Genomic DNA, 15,960 nt, shown 5'->3' on the forward strand with positions numbered 1-15,960 from the left:
GGCCACCCGGGCCATCCCCTACCGGCCGGTACGCTTACCCGGGTGTCTCGACTGATCCGCTCCCCGCGCCTGCTCATCGCTCTGGCCGGGCTCGCCGCGCTGTTCGTGGTGGCGATGCTGGTTCCGTTGCCGGGCCCGCAGCAGATCAGGGACTGGGCAGGCGACGCCGGGCCGCTGTTGCCGTTGCTGTTCTTCCTCTTCTACGCGGTGGTCGCCGTCGCGCCCGTTCCGCGCACCGTACTCACCGTGACCAGCGGTGTTCTGTTCGGTCCGATCCTCGGTTCGGTCATCGCCATGGCCGCCACGGCGGTGAGCGCGACCGTGGCGCTGCTCGGGGTACGCAGGCTAGGCCGCGACCGGGTCGCCGAACACCTCACACACCCGGCGGTGCGGGCGGTCGACGACCGGCTGGCCCGCCGCGGCCGGCTCGCGGTGGCCGCGCTGCGACTGATCCCCGTCGTCCCCTTCTCGATCCTCAACTACTGCTGCGGCCTGTCGTCGGTCCGCCTTGCCCCGTATCTCGCTGCGACAGTGGCCGGTTCGGCCCCCGGCACGATCTCGACGGTGGTACTGGCCGGTTCCCTGGCAGGCGACAGCCACCCGATCGCGATCACCGTGTCGGCCATCTGCCTGTCGGTCGGGCTGATCGGGCTGATCGTGGACCTGCGGCTACCGGTCGACGCGGCAGCCCCGGAGCCGGAGGCCGCCACCTCCTGACCGACGGCGCGCCTACCCCGAGCCGTCGCGATCCGCGCGGATAATCCCAGGTCATGGCGATCACAGTGGGACGCAGATCGGCACTCGCACTTCTGGCGGGACTCCCACTACTGGCAGCGGGCACGGCCCGCGCGCAGTCCTCGCTCGGCCCGGGGGTGGGCATCGACCCCCACCGCACTCCGGTCCGGTACACGATGACGGCCTTTCGTGCCGACAGCGATACCACCCTCGCGGTCTACGAGTCCGCGGACGGCACCGATTTCACCCCGGTCAGTGAGCACGCGTACACACCGCCGGCCGGCCTGGTCCGCGACCCGAGCGTGCTGCTGCACACCGACGGGCACTACTACCTCACATACACGATCGCCGGTGACGCCACCGCGATCGGCTTGGCGCGCAGCCGCGACCGGATCACCTGGACGTTCCTCGCCGCTGTGCCGATGCTGGTGGCGGGCAGGCTCGAAGGCGCGTGGGCGCCGGAGTGGTACGCCGACGCGGCGGGGCGGGTCGGCATCATCGTGTCGCTGACCTGGGGGCACGGCTTCACCCCGCATCTGCTCATCCCGCTCGATGCCGGGCTCACCGTCTGGGCGCCGCCGGTGCCGATGCTCGGGCTCGGGCCCGCCGGGCCCGGCTCACTCGGCCATATCGACACCACCTTGGTCCGCCTGGACGGACGCCTGTTCGCGTTCGTGAAGAACGAGGACTCCAAGCTGATCGAGCTCGCCGTCGCCGACCGGCCGCTCGGGCCGTACAGCTTCGTCGCCACCGGCGACTGGGCCGGGTGGGGCGGGCCACGGGAGGGACAGTCGATCGTCCGGCTTCCCGACGGCGGGCACCGCATCTACCTGGACGCCTACACCGAGGGCCGGTACTACTTCAGCGACAGTTACGACGGCTTCCGCACGTGGTCGCCGCAGGTCGAACTGCCAGGGCTGTCGGGGCTCATCCGGCACGGCACGGTCCTGACCGAGTTCAGCTCGGTGATCTGAACTAAAACCCCATTACTCCAGGGGCACCTGGTCTAGGTTGTGATTCGCAACAAATTTGAAAGTGAGCTTCTTCACACTGCCCAGTTGTGAAGAAGTAATATTTCAGAAAACTCTCAGAGTTATAGACTCGGGATAGCCCAGGGTTCGCCAGCTACATCCGGTGCGGGATCCAGAGCAACATCCGGTGACGCGCCCGCGATCACCGAATCCCCGTCGCGCCGTTCTCGGCTTGCACTCCCCATGAGGTGACCCGCCATGGAATACACCCATCTCTCCGAATTCCGGATCCGCTCCGGTGACCTGGTGATCTGGACCCCCGAACTCATTTCCGCCGACGCCTGGCGCGACGACGAGCGTCCCCTCGCCAGCGTCCACGAGCAGTACCTCGGGTTCCTCGACCCCGAAGACGCCCGTCCCGGCCGCGGCCGCTGGATCGGCACGATCTTCGAGATGGACGCCCCACTCGACGCCGACGCCTGGGCGACCACGCTGCGGCTGTGGCACGACCGCCACGAGGGCTTCCGCACCACCGTCGCCCCCACCGGAGACGGCGGCTACCACCGTGTGACCACCGCCCCCGGCACCGTTCGTGTCACCGGCGCCCCGGTCGCCGATCTCTCCGACGGCGACGAGATCAACGAATACCTCTGCGATGCACTGGAACTGCGTCTTTCCGCACTGATGTGGCCGCACCTGCTGGTGGCCACGGTGGCCCACGACACCGACGACTTCACCGTCCTGGTCGGCGCCGACCACTCGGTGCTCGACGCCTACTCCCAGGCCGTGCTCATCCTCGAGCTGCGCACCCTCTACACCGCGGTCACCACCGGCGGCGAGATCCGCGACTCGGCCACCTTCGGCAGCCCGGCCGACTACGCCGTCATCGAGCGCGCCGCCGCCGAGGAACTCGATCCCGACTCCCCCGCCGTCGCGGTGTGGCGCGAGTTCCTCGGCGCGCCGGGCTCGCCCATGCCCCGCTTCGCCGCGGATCAGGTCGCCGTCCTCGACGGTGAACACGCCCAGCCCAGCGTCTCGCGCACCCTGCTCAGCATCGAACAGCTCGAGGAAGTCGAGGCGGCGCTCGATCGGCTCAAGCACCGGCTGTCGGTGACCGTGTTCGCCGCCCTGGCGATGGCCTCCCGGGAAACCTTCGGTGACGACCGGTTCCGCACCGTGATGCCGATCGCGACCAGGCCCGACCTCACCTGGCTCGAGTCGATGGGCTGGTTCGTCAATGTCGTCCCGGTCGACGTGACGCTGCCGCCGGGCGCGGACATGACCGTCGCGCTGGAGGCCACCCGCGCCTCGCTCAAGCGCGCCCACCTCTGCAACGACGCGTCCTGGGGCCGTTCCCTGGCGATGGTCGGCGCCGTGGAAGGTCCGACCTACGGTGCGTCCTTCCTCGACATCCGCATGCTTCCGGACTACGAATTGGTCGCCGACCTGCGCGGACGCACCCTGCGGGCGGTGTCGTACTCCACCGACGAGGTGTACTTCTGGGTCGTGCGCGGCCCCGACGGGCTCTATGTCTCCACCCGTCACCCCGCGGGCCTGCCCGGCGAGGTCATGGAACGCTTCCTCACCGAGTTCGCCAGGGCCATGTACGCGGTGACCATGGTGGCGCCCGCACCCGCACCGGTCACCGATGCCGCGGCAGCGCTGAGCGCGGGCTGAGAATGCGTGCACTGCTGGCCTTCACCGGGAGCCGGGGCGACGCCCAGCCCGGCATCCTCCTCGCCCGCGAGCTACTGGCTCGCGGGCACTCGGTGACGCTCGCACTGTCGCCCAATCTCGTCGACTTCGCCACCGCCCACGGCGTCGCCGCCGTGGGTTTCGGCCGCGACAGCGCCGAACTGCTGCGCACCCAGCACGACGATCACCGCTTTCGCAGCCCGAATCCGCGACAGCGGGTGCGCGCGGTGCTGGATCTGCAACGGCGCGGCGTCGTCGAGGCGGTGCGCGATCTGCTCGTTCTCGCCCCCGGTCACGATGTGCTCGTGACCGGGATGGCGGGCGAGGAGGCGGCCGAGAAGGCCGCGCGGCGCGTCGGGTTGCCGCTGGCCGCGGTGCACTTCTTTCCGATCCATCCGAATCGGTCGGTCCCGGTGGTCCCCACCGCGTGGGGCGCCCGGATTCCGAAGGCGCTCAACCGGCGGATCTGGTCGGCGCTGCGCTGGGCACGCGACGCCGCGCTGGAGCAGCCGCTCTCGGAGTTCGGGATCGTCGAACATCAACTGCCCGATCGGGTGTCGATCCAGGCCTATGACGTCGACCTGTTTCCCGGGCTGGCCGCCGAGCTGCCGGATCGGCACCCGGTGACCGGCTTCGCCGTCGATGCCGTCGGATTCCTCAGCGCCGCGGCCGATCCCGCGCTGACCGCGTGGCTCGACGCCGGTTCGGCGCCGATCTATGTCGGCTTCGGCTCGATGGCGGTCGACGACCCGGCCGCGCTGGTGGCGATGTTGCGCGCGGTCTGCGCCCGTCGTGGTCGCAGGCTGCTGCTGGCCGCGGGGTGGGCGGGCATCGCACCTGTGCTGTCGCCCGAGATGGCGATCGTCGAGCAGGTCGATCACGCGTCGGTGTTCCCGCGCTGTATCGCCGCCGTGCACCACGGCGGCGCGGGCACCACCGCGGCCGCGCTGAGAGCCGGTGTCCCGCAGGTGATCTGCGCGGTCCAAGCCGATCAGCCGTATTGGGGCCGGGCACTGGAACGGCTCGAGATGGCGGGCACCGTGCGCGCCGCCGAGCTCACCGAGGCCGAGCTCACCGCCCTGCTCGACCGCGTCGCGGACCCGAACGTGGTCTCGCGAGCGGCCGCGTACGCGAGCCGGTTCGCGGGCACCGGAGTCGCACGCGCTGCCGACGAGGTGGAATCCCTTGTCCCCCTGACATTCCCGAGTAGTTTGTCCATCCACGCCGGGAGGCCGCAGTGAGCACCGATATCGCCGTCCGCACCAGTGGCCTCGGTAAGTCCTACGGCGACTTCACCGCCGTCGGCGGCGTCGACCTCAGCATCGCGGCCGGATCGGTGTTCGCGATGCTCGGCCCCAACGGCGCCGGCAAGACCACCACCGTCCGCATGCTCGCCACATTGCTGCGACCCGACCGGGGCAGCGCCGAGGTATTCGGCTACGACGTGGTGCGCGAGGCGACCGCGGTGCGCTCGATGATCGGGCTCACCGGCCAGTACGCCTCCGTCGACGAAACCCTCACCGCCGGTGAGAATTTGCGATTGTTCGGACGGCTGCTCGGCCTGTCGCGGCGCGCTGCCGCCGGCCGGGCCGAGGAACTTCTCGAGGAATTCGAGCTCTCGGCCGTCGCGCGCCGCAGCGTCAGCGCGTTCTCCGGCGGCATGCGACGTCGACTCGATCTGGCCGCGACGCTGATCACGGTGCCCCCGCTGATCTTCCTCGACGAGCCGACCACCGGCCTCGACCCGCACACCCGCGACCGCATGTGGGGCATCGTGCGCGGACTGGTCGCCCGCGGAGCCACCGTGCTGCTCACCACCCAGTACCTGGAGGAGGCCGACGCACTCGCCGACCGGATCGCGGTCATCGACCGTGGCTCGCTCGTCGCCGACGGCACTCCCGCCGAACTCAAGTCCTCGATCGGTGAGCAGGTGCTGCGACTGGACATCCCCGACACCGCCGACCTGCGCCGGGCCGAGGCGCTGATCCAGGAGATCACCGGCGACGTCCCGGAAGGGTCGTCCACGGGGACGTTGACCGTGGCACTGCACGATGTCACGCGCGGCGCCGATATCGTCGCCGCCTGCCGCGCCGAGGGCATCACCCTGCGTGGATTCGCGGTGGACCGGCCCGATCTCAACGAGGTGTTCCTGTCGCTGACCGGGCACGCGCGCACCGTGGACGCGGCATGAGCACCCTTCGCGAAAGTTCGAGGACCACCATGACCCACACGGTCGAGAAACCGCTCCAGGTGGTGCGCGCGCCGCGCGTGACCCGAGTCGGTCCGCTTGCCGCCCTGCGTCATTCGCTGATGATGGCCTGGCGCGGACTGCTCACCTTCCGGCACAGCCCGCAACTGCTCTACGACGCCATTCTGCTGCCGATCGTCGGTCCGGTGCTGTTCGGCAGCATCTTCGGCACCGCCATCGCCGGCAGCATGGCGGCGTACCTGCCGATCATGATCCCGGGCGTGCTGGTCCAGATCGTGCTCACCTCCTCGGTCGCCACCGGTGTGCAGTTGTCCGAGGACATCCACTCCGGTGTCTTCGACCGTTTCGTCGCCATGCCGATCGCCCGGTCCGCCCCGGTTGCCGGGGCATTGCTGGCAGGGGCCGTGCGCTACCTGATCGCCGCGACCACCGTGGTGATCGTCGGCTTCTGCATGGGCTACCAACCCGCGCACACCGCCGGATTCCTGGCGGGCGCGGTGCTGGTCGTGTTCGCCACCACCGCCATCAGCTGGTTGTTCGCGTTCATCGGCGCCACCATCGCCCGCCCCGCCGCCGTGCAGGGCATGTCCATGCTGGTGCTCACCTTTCTCGGCTTCGCCTCCAATGCCCTGGTCCCCGAGGAATCCATGCCGACCTGGATGCGGCACGTCTCGGACCTGAATCCGGTGTCCTACCTGGTCTCCGCCGTGCGCACCCTCGCCGCGGAGGGCACCGTCGGCGCCGATGCCTGGTGGTCGCTGGTCGCCTCGGTGGTCGTGGTCGCCGTTTTCGCGCCGCTGACCGTGCGCACTCTCCGTTCCCGCTAGGAGTCTTTCGATGACTGTCATCGCCCCCGCTGTCGCGGTGTCCACCGACCTCAACCGGATCACCGCCGACGACGACCTGTTCTTCAAACTGCACAGCCTCTATCCGAACGCCCTGGTCAACCAGCTGGCGTACCGCTTCGACACCGCGTTGAGCCGGGACCTGCTCGCCGACTGGCACGCGCACCTGGCGACCGGGTTCATCGCGCGCCGGGTCCGCACCACGCGCTTCCCGATCGCGCGTGCGCACTGGGAGCCCGCCACCGAATCGCTGCCGCTGCGCTGGTCGGACACCCCGATTCCCGAGGAGCGGGTCCTCGACTGGTTCCTCGAGCAGGCCGCCGTCGAGTTCGACCCCGAGCGCGGGCTCGTGTGGCAGCTCGCGGGCGCGCCGCTCGCGTCCGGTGGCACCGTGGTCACCTTGGTCGCCTCGCATGTGGCGTGCGACGGCGGCGCCATGATGCACGCGATCGTCGATTCTCTGGACCGGCTCAACCGCGGCGAGACACCCGACCGCCGCACCAGCGCGGGCAGGCTCGTCGGTCCGGTGGCGGGCGCGGGCCGCTTGGCCGCCGATCTCGCCGACGCGCGCAGCCAACTCCGTGCCGTCGCCCGTGGGGTCCGTGCGGCACGCCGCGCCCGCGGTGTCAGCGAACCGGCCCGCAATCCGCGCCCGGCGGCGCCACGGCTGCCCCATGCCGACACCTGGCAGGCGGCCGAGGCCATCGTCCAGCTCGATCTCGCCGAATGGGACGCTGTGGCCGCCGCGCACGGCGGCACCACCAACGGCCTGCTGATCGGTGTCGCGGTCGGGCTGCTCGGTCGCAGTGGCCGCGTCGCCGACGGCGCCGAGGTGCGCGTCGACATTCCGCATTCGATGCGCGAGGCCGACGACCCCCGCGCCAACGCCACCACCGGGCTGCCGATCAGCGTCGGCTACCGGGCGGGCGAACGCGCCGATCTGCCCGCGGTGCGCGCCGCGCTCAAGGCGGCGGGCCTGGCCTATCGCGATCCGGCGACGATCCCACCCATCCAACACCTGCAACCGGTGCAGATGCTGTTGCCCAAGGTGGTGCTGCACAAGTTCGCGCGCACCGCCAAGGCGCCGGAATGCCTGTGCACCAACATGGGCCGCACCGCGCAGAACATCGCGGTCCTCGGATCGCACCGCGCACGCGATGTCATCATGCGCCCGGTGGTCAATCCCGGCCCCGTGGAGTTGTTCCGCCAGGTAGAGGTCGGTGTCAATCTCGCGTTCTCCTGCGATGACGACACCGTGACACTCGTGGTGACCGGCGGCGACCCTGATCGTTTCCCCACCCGCGCGGCGCTGCGCGAGCTACTGGCCGCCGAGTTCGCGGACTGGGGCCTGACGCCGCGGTTCTGGTGACGGGCTAGGAGGCTTCCTCGACGAAGTCGACGGCCGCTTCGGCCTTGTCGATCCGCAGCGCGAACCGGAATCCGCATACCGCCTCCAGTGAGGCGGAGCCCGGCTGCGGACGGTTGCGCACCTCGATGCTGACATCGAGGTCGTCGAACCCGACGTGGAACCGGTCGGCCATCCACAGTTGGGTGTGCCACGCCGTCTGCCCGGCGAGGACATCGCCGCGCGCGGGCCGGAAGTCCCGCAGCCGCACACAGACCGGCGTGTACCCGTCGGTGTCAGGCGCGAGGTACAGCACCACCGGGCCGTGCATCTCGAGCAGCAGCCGCAGCACACGCAGCGCATCATCGCTGGCCTCGACCGCACGGTGGCGATGATCTACCTTGCGGCCGTTGGGATGTCGAACCATAGTGCGCTCCTCGCAGTTTCTCGCCGGTGATCGTGCTCGGGGCACACTATCGTTGCGAAAGGTTGGTCCAGGGTTGGTACCGGTCCAAACCTGTGAAGATCACCCGCGCGTGTCACCGCCACGGAATCGCCCCGCTGCTGCGACGTTGACTACTGATATGGCACTCGAATCGGTTCGCTTCTCGATCCTGGACCGCTCACGCGTGCGGCGCGGGCAGGACCACGCCGACGCCCTGCGGGAGACGGTCGCGTTCGCGGTCCTAGCCGAGCAGTGGGGCTACCACCGGTTCTGGGTCGCCGAGCATCACAGCGTTCCCGGTGTCGCCGGAACCGCGCCGACCGTGCTGGCGGCGGCGGTCGCGGCGGCCACCACGCGCATCCGCGTCGGCACGGGTGGAGTGATGCTGCCCAACCATCAGCCACTCGTCGTCGCCGAGCAGTTCGGCGTGCTCGGGTCGCTGTTCCCCGGACGAATCGACATGGGCCTCGGCCGTTCGGTCGGATTCACCGACGGCGTCCGCCGCGCGCTCGGTCACGGCCTCGACGACGCCGACGATATCGACGCACGCCTCACCGAGGTTCTCGACTACTTCGCGGTGGGCAGGCAGGGTGTGCACGCCGGCTCCGCGGAGGGCGCGGACGTCCCGGCGTTCCTGCTCGCCACCGGTTCCGGGGCCGAGCGCGCCGCACGATTCGGGCTGCCGCTGGTGATCGCCCCGATCGCGGGCACGCAGGCGATGGTGGACGCGATCGAGCGGTACCGCACCCTGTTCCAGCCCTCGGCCCGAGTCCCCCGACCGTATGTCGTGGTCTCCGCGACGGCGATGATCGCCGACTCGGCCGAGCAGGCGCACCGACTGCTGCTCCCGGAGGCCTGGTCGAGCGCCTACTCGCGCACGCGCGGCGAGTTTCCCGCGCTGATCCCACCCGAGGAGATCGACCCGGCGGCGATGACCGACCGCCAGCGCCACCTGTTCGAGCAGGCGCTCGGCCACCAGATCCACGGCACCGAGGATCAGGTCGCCGAAGCATTGGAAAAGCTGGTGAGCCGCACCGAGGCCGATGAAATCCTGGTCCACACCAGCACTTTCGATCGAGCGGCGCGTCTGGAATCACATCGGCGGCTGGCCCGCGTCGTGGGCCTGGGCGGCTAGTTCTCGCCGACAAAATTCGCGAGACCAGTTGTACTCCGAAAACAAGCCCGTTCGGCTCGCAATTTATTCGACGGTGTAAACAATCGTGAAGTGACTCACTGCGCGAGCACCGTTCTGCAGGACCACATCACCGCGGCGAGGCAGATCTATCCGATAGCCGTACCATTGCCCACAGTCGGACAAACGCCCTGGTCCAGGTGATCTATGAGATTCGAGTGGATTGCCGAAGTTTCCGCAACACCGTGTCGCACAAACAATCTCGCACCGGCCGGTGCGCTGGATCACCGCACCCGATGCCGGCCGATGACCGGTATGGTTCGAGTCCACCGGCGCTCGAGATTCGTCCGGTAAACCATTCTTTCGACCGCATCCGGGAGCTCACGTGTCACAATCGCGTTTCGAATCCATCGGGGCATATCTTCCGTCGAACATCTTGTCCACCACCGAATTGATCTCCCGGTTGAAAACGCCACCGTCGTTCGATCTGGAGCGCATCACCGGTGTGAAAGAACGCCGTGTGCGCGACACCCGCCCGGAGTCGGTCGAGGACTCGTTCACCCTCGCCGTGAACGCCGCGCGCGACTGCCTGTCGCGGTCGAGCTACGCGCCGGGCGAGCTGGACGTGATCATCTCGTGTTCGATCACCCGCAGCAACGACGGCACCCGCATGTACATGGAGCCCTCGTTCGCGTCGACGATCGCCAAGACCCTCGGCGCCGAACGGGCCATCACCTTCGACGTCTCCAACGCCTGTGCCGGAATGCTCACCGGCACCTACATTCTGGACCGGATGATCCGCTCGGGCGTGGTGCGCAACGGCATGGTGGTCAGCGGCGAGGCGATCACCCCCATCGCCGAGACCGCGGTGAACGAGATCACCGAGAAATACGATCTGCAGTTCGCCTCGCTGTCGGTGGGCGACTCCGGGTGCGCGGTCGTGCTGGACCGCGCGGTCGACGACGCCGACAAGATCCACTACATCGAATTGCTCACCGCCGCAGAACATTCACACCTGTGCCTCGGGATGCCCAGCGACAAGTCGTCGGGCGTCGCCCTCTACACCGACAACCGCAAGATGCACAACGAAGCGCGGTTCCTGCTCTGGCCCGATGCCCAGGGCAGTTTCCTCGAGCAACAGGGCCGCGACTTCGCCGGCGAGCAGTTCGACTACATCATCCATCACCAGTTCGGCGCTGCCGCGGTGCCCTACATCAACGCGGTGGCCGCGCGCGAGTTCGGCGCCGAGATGCCGCCGGACCTCAATGTGATCGAGAAGTACGGAAATACTTCGACCACGTCACATTTCATCGTTCTGCACGATCAGCTCGCCGACGACAACATCGCGGCGGGATCGAAACTGCTCATGGTGCCCGCCGCGTCCGGTGTCGTCGCGGGATTCCTGTCCGCCACCATCTCCTCCCTGAAGGTCTGAGGTCAACAATGGGCATTCGCATCCGAGCCACGGGCACGAGCAGGTCGACCGACACCCACAGCGTCGTCACCCACAGCGGGCGTGCCGCCGCGCAATGTCTGGAGCGGGCCGGTGTCCGCCCCGACCAGGTCGGCGTGCTGATCAATACCGGTGTCTTCCGCGACTCGAACACCGTGGAACCGGCGGTGGCCGCGCTGATCCAGAAAGCGGCGGGTATCGGGCTCGACTACACCAGGACCGATCCGCGGACCTTCTCCTTCGATCTGATGAACGGCGCGGTCGGCGTCGTCAACGCCGTCCAGGTGGCGGGCTCGGTCCTGGCGACGGGCAGCACCGAGCACGTCCTGATCGTCGCGGGCGACACTCACCCGTCGATGACCCGGTCGAGCGCCGACGCCGAATTCCCCTACGCCACCTCGGGTGCCGCGCTGCTGCTCGAGCAGGTCGACGACCCCGAGGGGTTCGGCCCGGTGTACACCGCGACCGCACCCGGCACTGCCGCGGGACAGGCCTACGTCGACACGGCCACCATGGGCACCGTCGGGCGCACGCTGATGACGATCGAACGCGAACCCGACTTCGAGGAGCGCATCCTCGCGGTGGCCACCGAGGTCGCGCACTCCGCGCTCGCCGACTTCGAGGGCGCCTTCGTCGCGTTGATCGCGTCCACTCCGAGCCCGCACTTTCCCGGGCGCCTGGCCGACGCCCTCGGCATCGACCAGGACGCGGTACGGGTGCCCGACCTGTCCGACGGCGACCCACACACCGCCGCACTGCCGTTGGCCTACGCCCGCGCGAGCGCCGAGGGCACCCTCACCGGCTACACCCACGTGCTGTTCGTCGCCGCGGGCGCGGGCCCGTCCGCCGCCGCGACGCTGTACCGGCTCCCCGCGGAGACCGCCGCGTGACGACGGCGACCTACTGGGCCACGATCGACCGGTTCCGGGAGCTCGCCCGCGAGGAGCCCGATCGCGAGGCGGTCATCTATCCCGACGGCACGACCGCCGACGGGCTGCCCGATTACCGCGACATCACCTATCGCGACCTCGATCGCTGGTCCGACGCCATCGCCGAACATCTCACCGATTCCGGGGTGGGCAGCGGCACCCGCACCATCGTGCTCGTGCTGCCGAGCCCGGAGCTGTACGCGATCCTGTTCGCGCTGTTGAAGATCGGCGCCGTTCCGGTCGTCATCGATCCGGGCATGGGTGTGCGCCGCATGGTGCACTGCCTGCGCGCGGTCGAAGCGCAGGCGTTCGTCGGGATCCCGCAGGCGCATGCCTTGCGGGTGCTGTTCCCGCGCAGTTTCCGGCGCGTGCGCACCACACTCACCGTGGGGCGCCGCTGGTTCTGGGGTGGGCCGACGCTGGATTCGTGGACGCGCACCCCCGCCGGTGCGCCGCCCGAGCGGGTGCCCGCCGATCCGGACGAGCTGCTGATCATCGGATTCACCACGGGCAGTACCGGTCCCGCCAAAGCCGTGGAGCTGACGCACGGCAATCTCGCGGCGATGGTGGAGCAGGTGCACGCCGCTCGCGGGCACACGCCACCCGGCACTTCCCTGGTGACACTGCCGCTGGTGGGCGTCCTCGACCTGCTGCTCGGGTCGCGGTGTGTGTTGCCACCGCTGATTCCGAGCAAGGTCGGCTCGACCGATCCGGCGCACGTGGTCGACGCGATCAGGCGTTTCGGTGTGCGCACGATGTTCGCCTCGCCCGCGGTCCTCATCCCGCTGCTGGAACGGTTGCGCGCGCAGCCGGTCGACATACCGTCGCTGGCCAGTATCTTCTCCGGTGGCGCACCTGTTCCGCACTGGTGCGTCGCCGGGTTGCGCGAGGTCTTGCGGCCCGATGTGGAGATCTACGCCGGATACGGCTCGACCGAGGCGCTGCCCATGTCGACGATCGAATCGCGGGAATTGCTCGCGGGTCTGGTCGAGCGCGCCAAGAGCGGCGAGGGCACCTGCATCGGCCGGCCCACCGATCGAGTGCGTGTCCGGCTGCTCGCCATCACCGATGACCCCGTCGCGACCTGGGACGACACCGACGAACTCGGCGCACGCGAGGTCGGCGAGATCGTGGTCGCAGGCCCGAATGTGAGTACGCGCTACTACTGGCCCGCGCAGGCCAACACGGCGGGCAAGATCAGCGATGGCGAGCAGGTCTGGCACCGCACCGGTGATCTGGGATGGCTCGACGAACAGGGCCGGATCTGGTTCTGCGGGCGCAAGAGTCAACGGATCACGACCGCGCGGGGTCCGATGTTCACCGTGCAGATCGAACAGGTCTTCAACGCGGTTGCCGGAGTTACGCGCACGGCGCTGGTCGGTGTCGGTACCCCTGGGGCACAGCGTCCGGTCCTGTGTGTGGAGCTCGAACCCGGCGCGGACGCGGTGGCCGCACTCACGCGATTGCGTACGCGCGCCGCCGAATTCGACACTCTCGCCCCGATCGCCGAATTCCTCGTACACCCGCGCTTCCCGGTCGATATCCGGCACAACGCCAAGATCGGCCGTGAACAACTCGCCCGCTGGGCCACGAAGAAACTGGACTCGCGACGATGAAGATCCTGGTCACCGGCGCGTCCGGATTCCTCGGCGGCGCCATCGTGCGCGCGCTGGTCGCGCAGGGCTGCCACGATGTCTCGATCCTGGTGCGGCGCACCAGCGTTCTCGACGATCTGGGCCCAGCCGTGGAGCACGTCACGCTCGTCTACGGCGACCTCGCCGACGCGGCGTCGCTGAGCCGGGCCACCAGCGGCATGGACGCGGTGATCCACAGCGCCGCGCGGGTCGACGAACGCGGTACCAGGGACCGCTTCTGGACCGAGAACGTGCGGGCCACCGAGCTGCTCCTCGACGCGGCGCGGCGCGGGGGCGCGGGCCGGTTCGTCTTCATCTCGAGTCCGAGCGCTCTGATGGAGCGAGACGGTGGCGATCAGGTCGACGTCGACGAGTCGCTGCCGTATCCGAGCCGGTACCTCAATCACTACTCCGAGACCAAGGCCGCGGCCGAACGCGCCGTACTCGCCGCTGACACACCGGAATTCACGACCGTGGCGCTGCGACCGCGAGCGATCTGGGGCGCCGGCGACCGATCGGGCCCGATCGTCAGGTTGCTCGATCGCACGGCCGCGGGCTCGCTGCCCGACCTGTCCTACGGTCGCACCGTCGAGGCCTCGCTGTGCCACGTGGACAACATCGTGCACGCCTGCCTGCTGGCGGTGCGCTCGGACGCGGTGGGCGGCAAGGCGTATTTCATCGCCGATGCCGAGAAGACCGATGTCTGGGGGTTCCTCGGCGAGGTCGCCACCCGACTGGGGTTCCAGGCCCCGGCGCGCCGACCGAACCCGCGGGTGCTCGCCGCCGTCGTCGCGACCATCGAAACGATCTGGCGGATACCGGCGGTGGCCGATCGCTGGTCGCCGCCGCTGTCACGCTATGCCGTCGCGCTGATGACACGCACCGCCACCTATGACACCGGTGCGGCTCGCCGCGATCTCGGCTACATGCCTGTGGTGGATCGCGATACCGGTCTGGCCGGATTCCTGGCGTGGCTCGACGAGCAGGGCGGCATCGAAGTGCTCGCCGAGAACCTCCGATAGTTCGCGGCCACCGTCACACTCGCCACGACACCTTCGGCACGGCCCGCGCGGCACCGACGACGCCCCAGGAGGCAATCATGAACGGCAGCAAGGTTTTCCGTCGTCCGGTGACGACCACCGAGCGCATGTATTTCCCCATGCGCGAGCTGGCCCCACCCTTCCTCATGCAACTGGTGGTTCCCGGTGAGGGCAACATCGACCCGGATGCATTGCGCACAGCGGTAACCACCGCCGCGGCGGCCACCCCCGGCGCGCGACTGCGGCGGCGCGGCAACGAGTGGGTCGACAGTGACATCGCCCCGGCCGTGCGCGTTCTCGACCACCGGCTGAGCTACCCCGCCCTCGAGACCGATCCGGTCCTCACCGGCGCGATCGGACCGACCCCTGATGCCACCGTCGAGGTGCTGCTGCTCACCGGCGCGCCGACCACGCTGATCTTCCGCGTCTTCCACGGCGTGATGGACGGCATCGGCATGGTGGCGTGGGTGACGAATGTGCTGCGCGCACTGCGCGGCGAAGACCCGGTCCCCCAGCCCGATCCGATCGCCGACCAGGAACTCGTCGCGAGAATCGGCGCTCCCGGCAGGCCGACTCCGATGGTTCCGCGCTACCGCACCGCCGTCGGCCGAGGCCGGCAGCGCCGCGATCTCGCGCCGCATCTCCTGCGTCATCGCCGGATCGCGGCCGCTGGTTCCGGCGCGTTGGCCCGCGTCTGTGCCTTGCTGGCCGCCGAGACTCCCGGCACCTCGCGCATCATGATGCCCGTGGACCTCCGTCGCCACGACCCGGCGCTGCGCTCCACCGCCAACCTCGCACTACCGCTGTTCCTCGACATCGAACCCGGCCGCGACTGGACCTCGATCAAGGACCAGATCAAGGCCGGACTGCACGAACGGCGCGAACTGAATCAACTGGCCAGCACCCGCATCACCCTGGTCCCGGACCCGATCAACCGCGGCGTGCTGCGCACCACGAACTGGCTCGGCGCCCGCCTCGGCCGAAACCTCGCCTCGGCTACCGTCTCCCACATGGGCCGCTTCACCGCCGACGAACTCGCCGTCCCCGGCTTCCGCCCGACCGGACTGTTCGTCCTGCCCCAGCACAGCATCGCCATGCCCCTGCTGTTCGGGCTGACCGAGTTCGACGGCCACACCGACCTGACCGTGTCGGCACGCAACGGCGCGGGCATCGAGTCCCGCCTCGAAGCCCTGCTCGATCGCATCGTCTCCATGCTCGAAGCCGACCTTCCCGCACCGAGCCCGGCAGACCGGCAGCGGTAGCCACCCGCCCGGCCCCGGCGACCAGGTCGCGACCGCGACTATCCTGGACACCGTGGGCATCATCGGTGAACTCTTCCCAGGCAAGAAGCTGCAGAACGAGGGCAGCGGCGACTCCAACGGCCAACCCCACCTCGACTTGGACCTCGAAGCAGGCGTCATCCGGGTCTCCGGCGCCACCACCGCGCCCCCGACCGACGACGAACCCGACGCCTGACCTGCCACCGGCGACCCCGTCGGTCCGCGCGACCGGCTCGGCAGTGCGCTG

Annotated in this window: 15 protein-coding genes; 14 read left to right on the plus strand and 1 reads right to left on the minus strand. The window is 69.3% G+C overall.

The window, feature by feature from the left end; translation table 11 throughout:
- Positions 1 to 42: 42 nt before the first annotated feature.
- The 7 genes from ACWF99_RS03680 to ACWF99_RS03710 all read left to right on the plus strand — a co-directional run bounded on the left by ACWF99_RS03680 (position 43) and on the right by ACWF99_RS03710 (position 7,824).
- Positions 43 to 717 (plus strand): TVP38/TMEM64 family protein, encoded by a 675-nt coding sequence (locus tag ACWF99_RS03680; RefSeq protein WP_452534485.1) that lies wholly within the window; start codon positions 43 to 45, stop codon positions 715 to 717.
- A gap of 53 nt (positions 718 to 770) precedes the next feature.
- The gene (locus ACWF99_RS03685) at positions 771 to 1,709 is read left to right on the plus strand and encodes a hypothetical protein (protein WP_452534486.1); all 939 of its coding nucleotides are present in this window, start codon (positions 771 to 773) and stop codon (positions 1,707 to 1,709) included.
- A gap of 255 nt (positions 1,710 to 1,964) precedes the next feature.
- Positions 1,965 to 3,383: a condensation domain-containing protein gene (locus ACWF99_RS03690; protein WP_378631298.1), complete on the plus strand. Its 1,419-nt coding sequence runs from the start codon at positions 1,965 to 1,967 to the stop codon at positions 3,381 to 3,383.
- A 2-nt stretch (positions 3,384 to 3,385) separates the two neighbouring features.
- On the plus strand, positions 3,386 to 4,642 hold the full coding sequence (locus ACWF99_RS03695; RefSeq protein ID WP_378631296.1) for a glycosyltransferase: 1,257 nt from the start codon (positions 3,386 to 3,388) through the stop codon (positions 4,640 to 4,642).
- Positions 4,639 to 5,592, plus strand: coding sequence for an ATP-binding cassette domain-containing protein (locus tag ACWF99_RS03700; RefSeq protein WP_378631295.1), 954 nt, complete (start codon positions 4,639 to 4,641; stop codon positions 5,590 to 5,592). The genes ACWF99_RS03695 and ACWF99_RS03700 overlap by 4 nt, the downstream gene beginning before the upstream one ends.
- 29 nt (positions 5,593 to 5,621) lie before the next feature.
- Positions 5,622 to 6,437 carry an ABC transporter permease gene (locus tag ACWF99_RS03705; RefSeq protein ID WP_378631293.1) on the plus strand — a complete coding sequence of 272 codons (816 nt, stop codon included), beginning with the start codon at positions 5,622 to 5,624 and terminating at the stop codon, positions 6,435 to 6,437.
- 10 nt (positions 6,438 to 6,447) lie between these two features.
- Positions 6,448 to 7,824 (plus strand): hypothetical protein, encoded by a 1,377-nt coding sequence (locus tag ACWF99_RS03710; protein WP_452534489.1) that lies wholly within the window; start codon positions 6,448 to 6,450, stop codon positions 7,822 to 7,824.
- A 4-nt stretch (positions 7,825 to 7,828) separates the two neighbouring features.
- On the opposite strand, the gene ACWF99_RS03715 is transcribed toward ACWF99_RS03710, so the two are convergent.
- Entirely contained in the window at positions 7,829 to 8,227 is a 399-nt protein-coding gene (locus ACWF99_RS03715; RefSeq protein WP_452534491.1) for a DUF779 domain-containing protein, read from the minus strand.
- A 157-nt stretch (positions 8,228 to 8,384) separates the two neighbouring features.
- Here ACWF99_RS03715 and ACWF99_RS03720 point away from each other — a divergent pair, with 157 nt between their 5' ends.
- The 7 genes from ACWF99_RS03720 to ACWF99_RS03750 all read left to right on the plus strand — a co-directional run bounded on the left by ACWF99_RS03720 (position 8,385) and on the right by ACWF99_RS03750 (position 15,909).
- Positions 8,385 to 9,380 carry an MsnO8 family LLM class oxidoreductase gene (locus ACWF99_RS03720; protein ID WP_452534492.1) on the plus strand — a complete coding sequence of 332 codons (996 nt, stop codon included), beginning with the start codon at positions 8,385 to 8,387 and terminating at the stop codon, positions 9,378 to 9,380.
- Positions 9,381 to 9,762: 382 nt separating this feature from the next.
- The gene (locus tag ACWF99_RS03725) at positions 9,763 to 10,812 is read left to right on the plus strand and encodes a 3-oxoacyl-ACP synthase III family protein (RefSeq protein WP_378631287.1); all 1,050 of its coding nucleotides are present in this window, start codon (positions 9,763 to 9,765) and stop codon (positions 10,810 to 10,812) included.
- An 8-nt stretch (positions 10,813 to 10,820) separates the two neighbouring features.
- Complete coding sequence (locus ACWF99_RS03730; protein ID WP_378659831.1) at positions 10,821 to 11,720, plus strand: hypothetical protein; 900 nt, start codon at positions 10,821 to 10,823, stop codon at positions 11,718 to 11,720.
- On the plus strand, positions 11,717 to 13,375 hold the full coding sequence (locus tag ACWF99_RS03735; protein ID WP_452534494.1) for a fatty acid CoA ligase family protein: 1,659 nt from the start codon (positions 11,717 to 11,719) through the stop codon (positions 13,373 to 13,375). The genes ACWF99_RS03730 and ACWF99_RS03735 overlap by 4 nt, the downstream gene beginning before the upstream one ends.
- Positions 13,372 to 14,415 carry an NAD-dependent epimerase/dehydratase family protein gene (locus ACWF99_RS03740; RefSeq protein WP_452534496.1) on the plus strand — a complete coding sequence of 348 codons (1,044 nt, stop codon included), beginning with the start codon at positions 13,372 to 13,374 and terminating at the stop codon, positions 14,413 to 14,415. The genes ACWF99_RS03735 and ACWF99_RS03740 overlap by 4 nt, the downstream gene beginning before the upstream one ends.
- 77 nt (positions 14,416 to 14,492) lie before the next feature.
- Entirely contained in the window at positions 14,493 to 15,695 is a 1,203-nt protein-coding gene (locus tag ACWF99_RS03745; protein ID WP_452534498.1) for a peptide synthetase, read from the plus strand.
- Between the two features lie 52 nt (positions 15,696 to 15,747).
- Positions 15,748 to 15,909, plus strand: a complete 162-nt coding sequence (locus ACWF99_RS03750) for a hypothetical protein (RefSeq protein WP_378631280.1) — start codon at positions 15,748 to 15,750, stop codon at positions 15,907 to 15,909.
- Positions 15,910 to 15,960 lie beyond the last annotated feature (51 nt).

The sequence above is a fragment of the Nocardia sp. NPDC055002 genome, assembly GCF_053608825.1.

What these genes read in the sequence shown, in the direction of transcription:
- ACWF99_RS03685 (WP_452534486.1), top strand. Translation starts at nt 771, where the DNA reads ATGGCGATCACAGTGGGACGCAGATCGGCACTCGCACTTCTGGCGGGA.
- ACWF99_RS03690 (WP_378631298.1), top strand. Translation starts at nt 1,965, where the DNA reads ATGGAATACACCCATCTCTCCGAATTCCGGATCCGCTCCGGTGACCTG.
- ACWF99_RS03695 (WP_378631296.1), top strand. Translation starts at nt 3,386, where the DNA reads ATGCGTGCACTGCTGGCCTTCACCGGGAGCCGGGGCGACGCCCAGCCC.
- ACWF99_RS03705 (WP_378631293.1), top strand. Translation starts at nt 5,622, where the DNA reads ATGACCCACACGGTCGAGAAACCGCTCCAGGTGGTGCGCGCGCCGCGC.
- ACWF99_RS03710 (WP_452534489.1), top strand. Translation starts at nt 6,448, where the DNA reads ATGACTGTCATCGCCCCCGCTGTCGCGGTGTCCACCGACCTCAACCGG.
- ACWF99_RS03715 (WP_452534491.1), bottom strand. Translation starts at nt 8,227, where the DNA reads ATGGTTCGACATCCCAACGGCCGCAAGGTAGATCATCGCCACCGTGCG.
- ACWF99_RS03720 (WP_452534492.1), top strand. Translation starts at nt 8,385, where the DNA reads ATGGCACTCGAATCGGTTCGCTTCTCGATCCTGGACCGCTCACGCGTG.
- ACWF99_RS03730 (WP_378659831.1), top strand. Translation starts at nt 10,821, where the DNA reads ATGGGCATTCGCATCCGAGCCACGGGCACGAGCAGGTCGACCGACACC.
- ACWF99_RS03740 (WP_452534496.1), top strand. Translation starts at nt 13,372, where the DNA reads ATGAAGATCCTGGTCACCGGCGCGTCCGGATTCCTCGGCGGCGCCATC.
- ACWF99_RS03745 (WP_452534498.1), top strand. Translation starts at nt 14,493, where the DNA reads ATGAACGGCAGCAAGGTTTTCCGTCGTCCGGTGACGACCACCGAGCGC.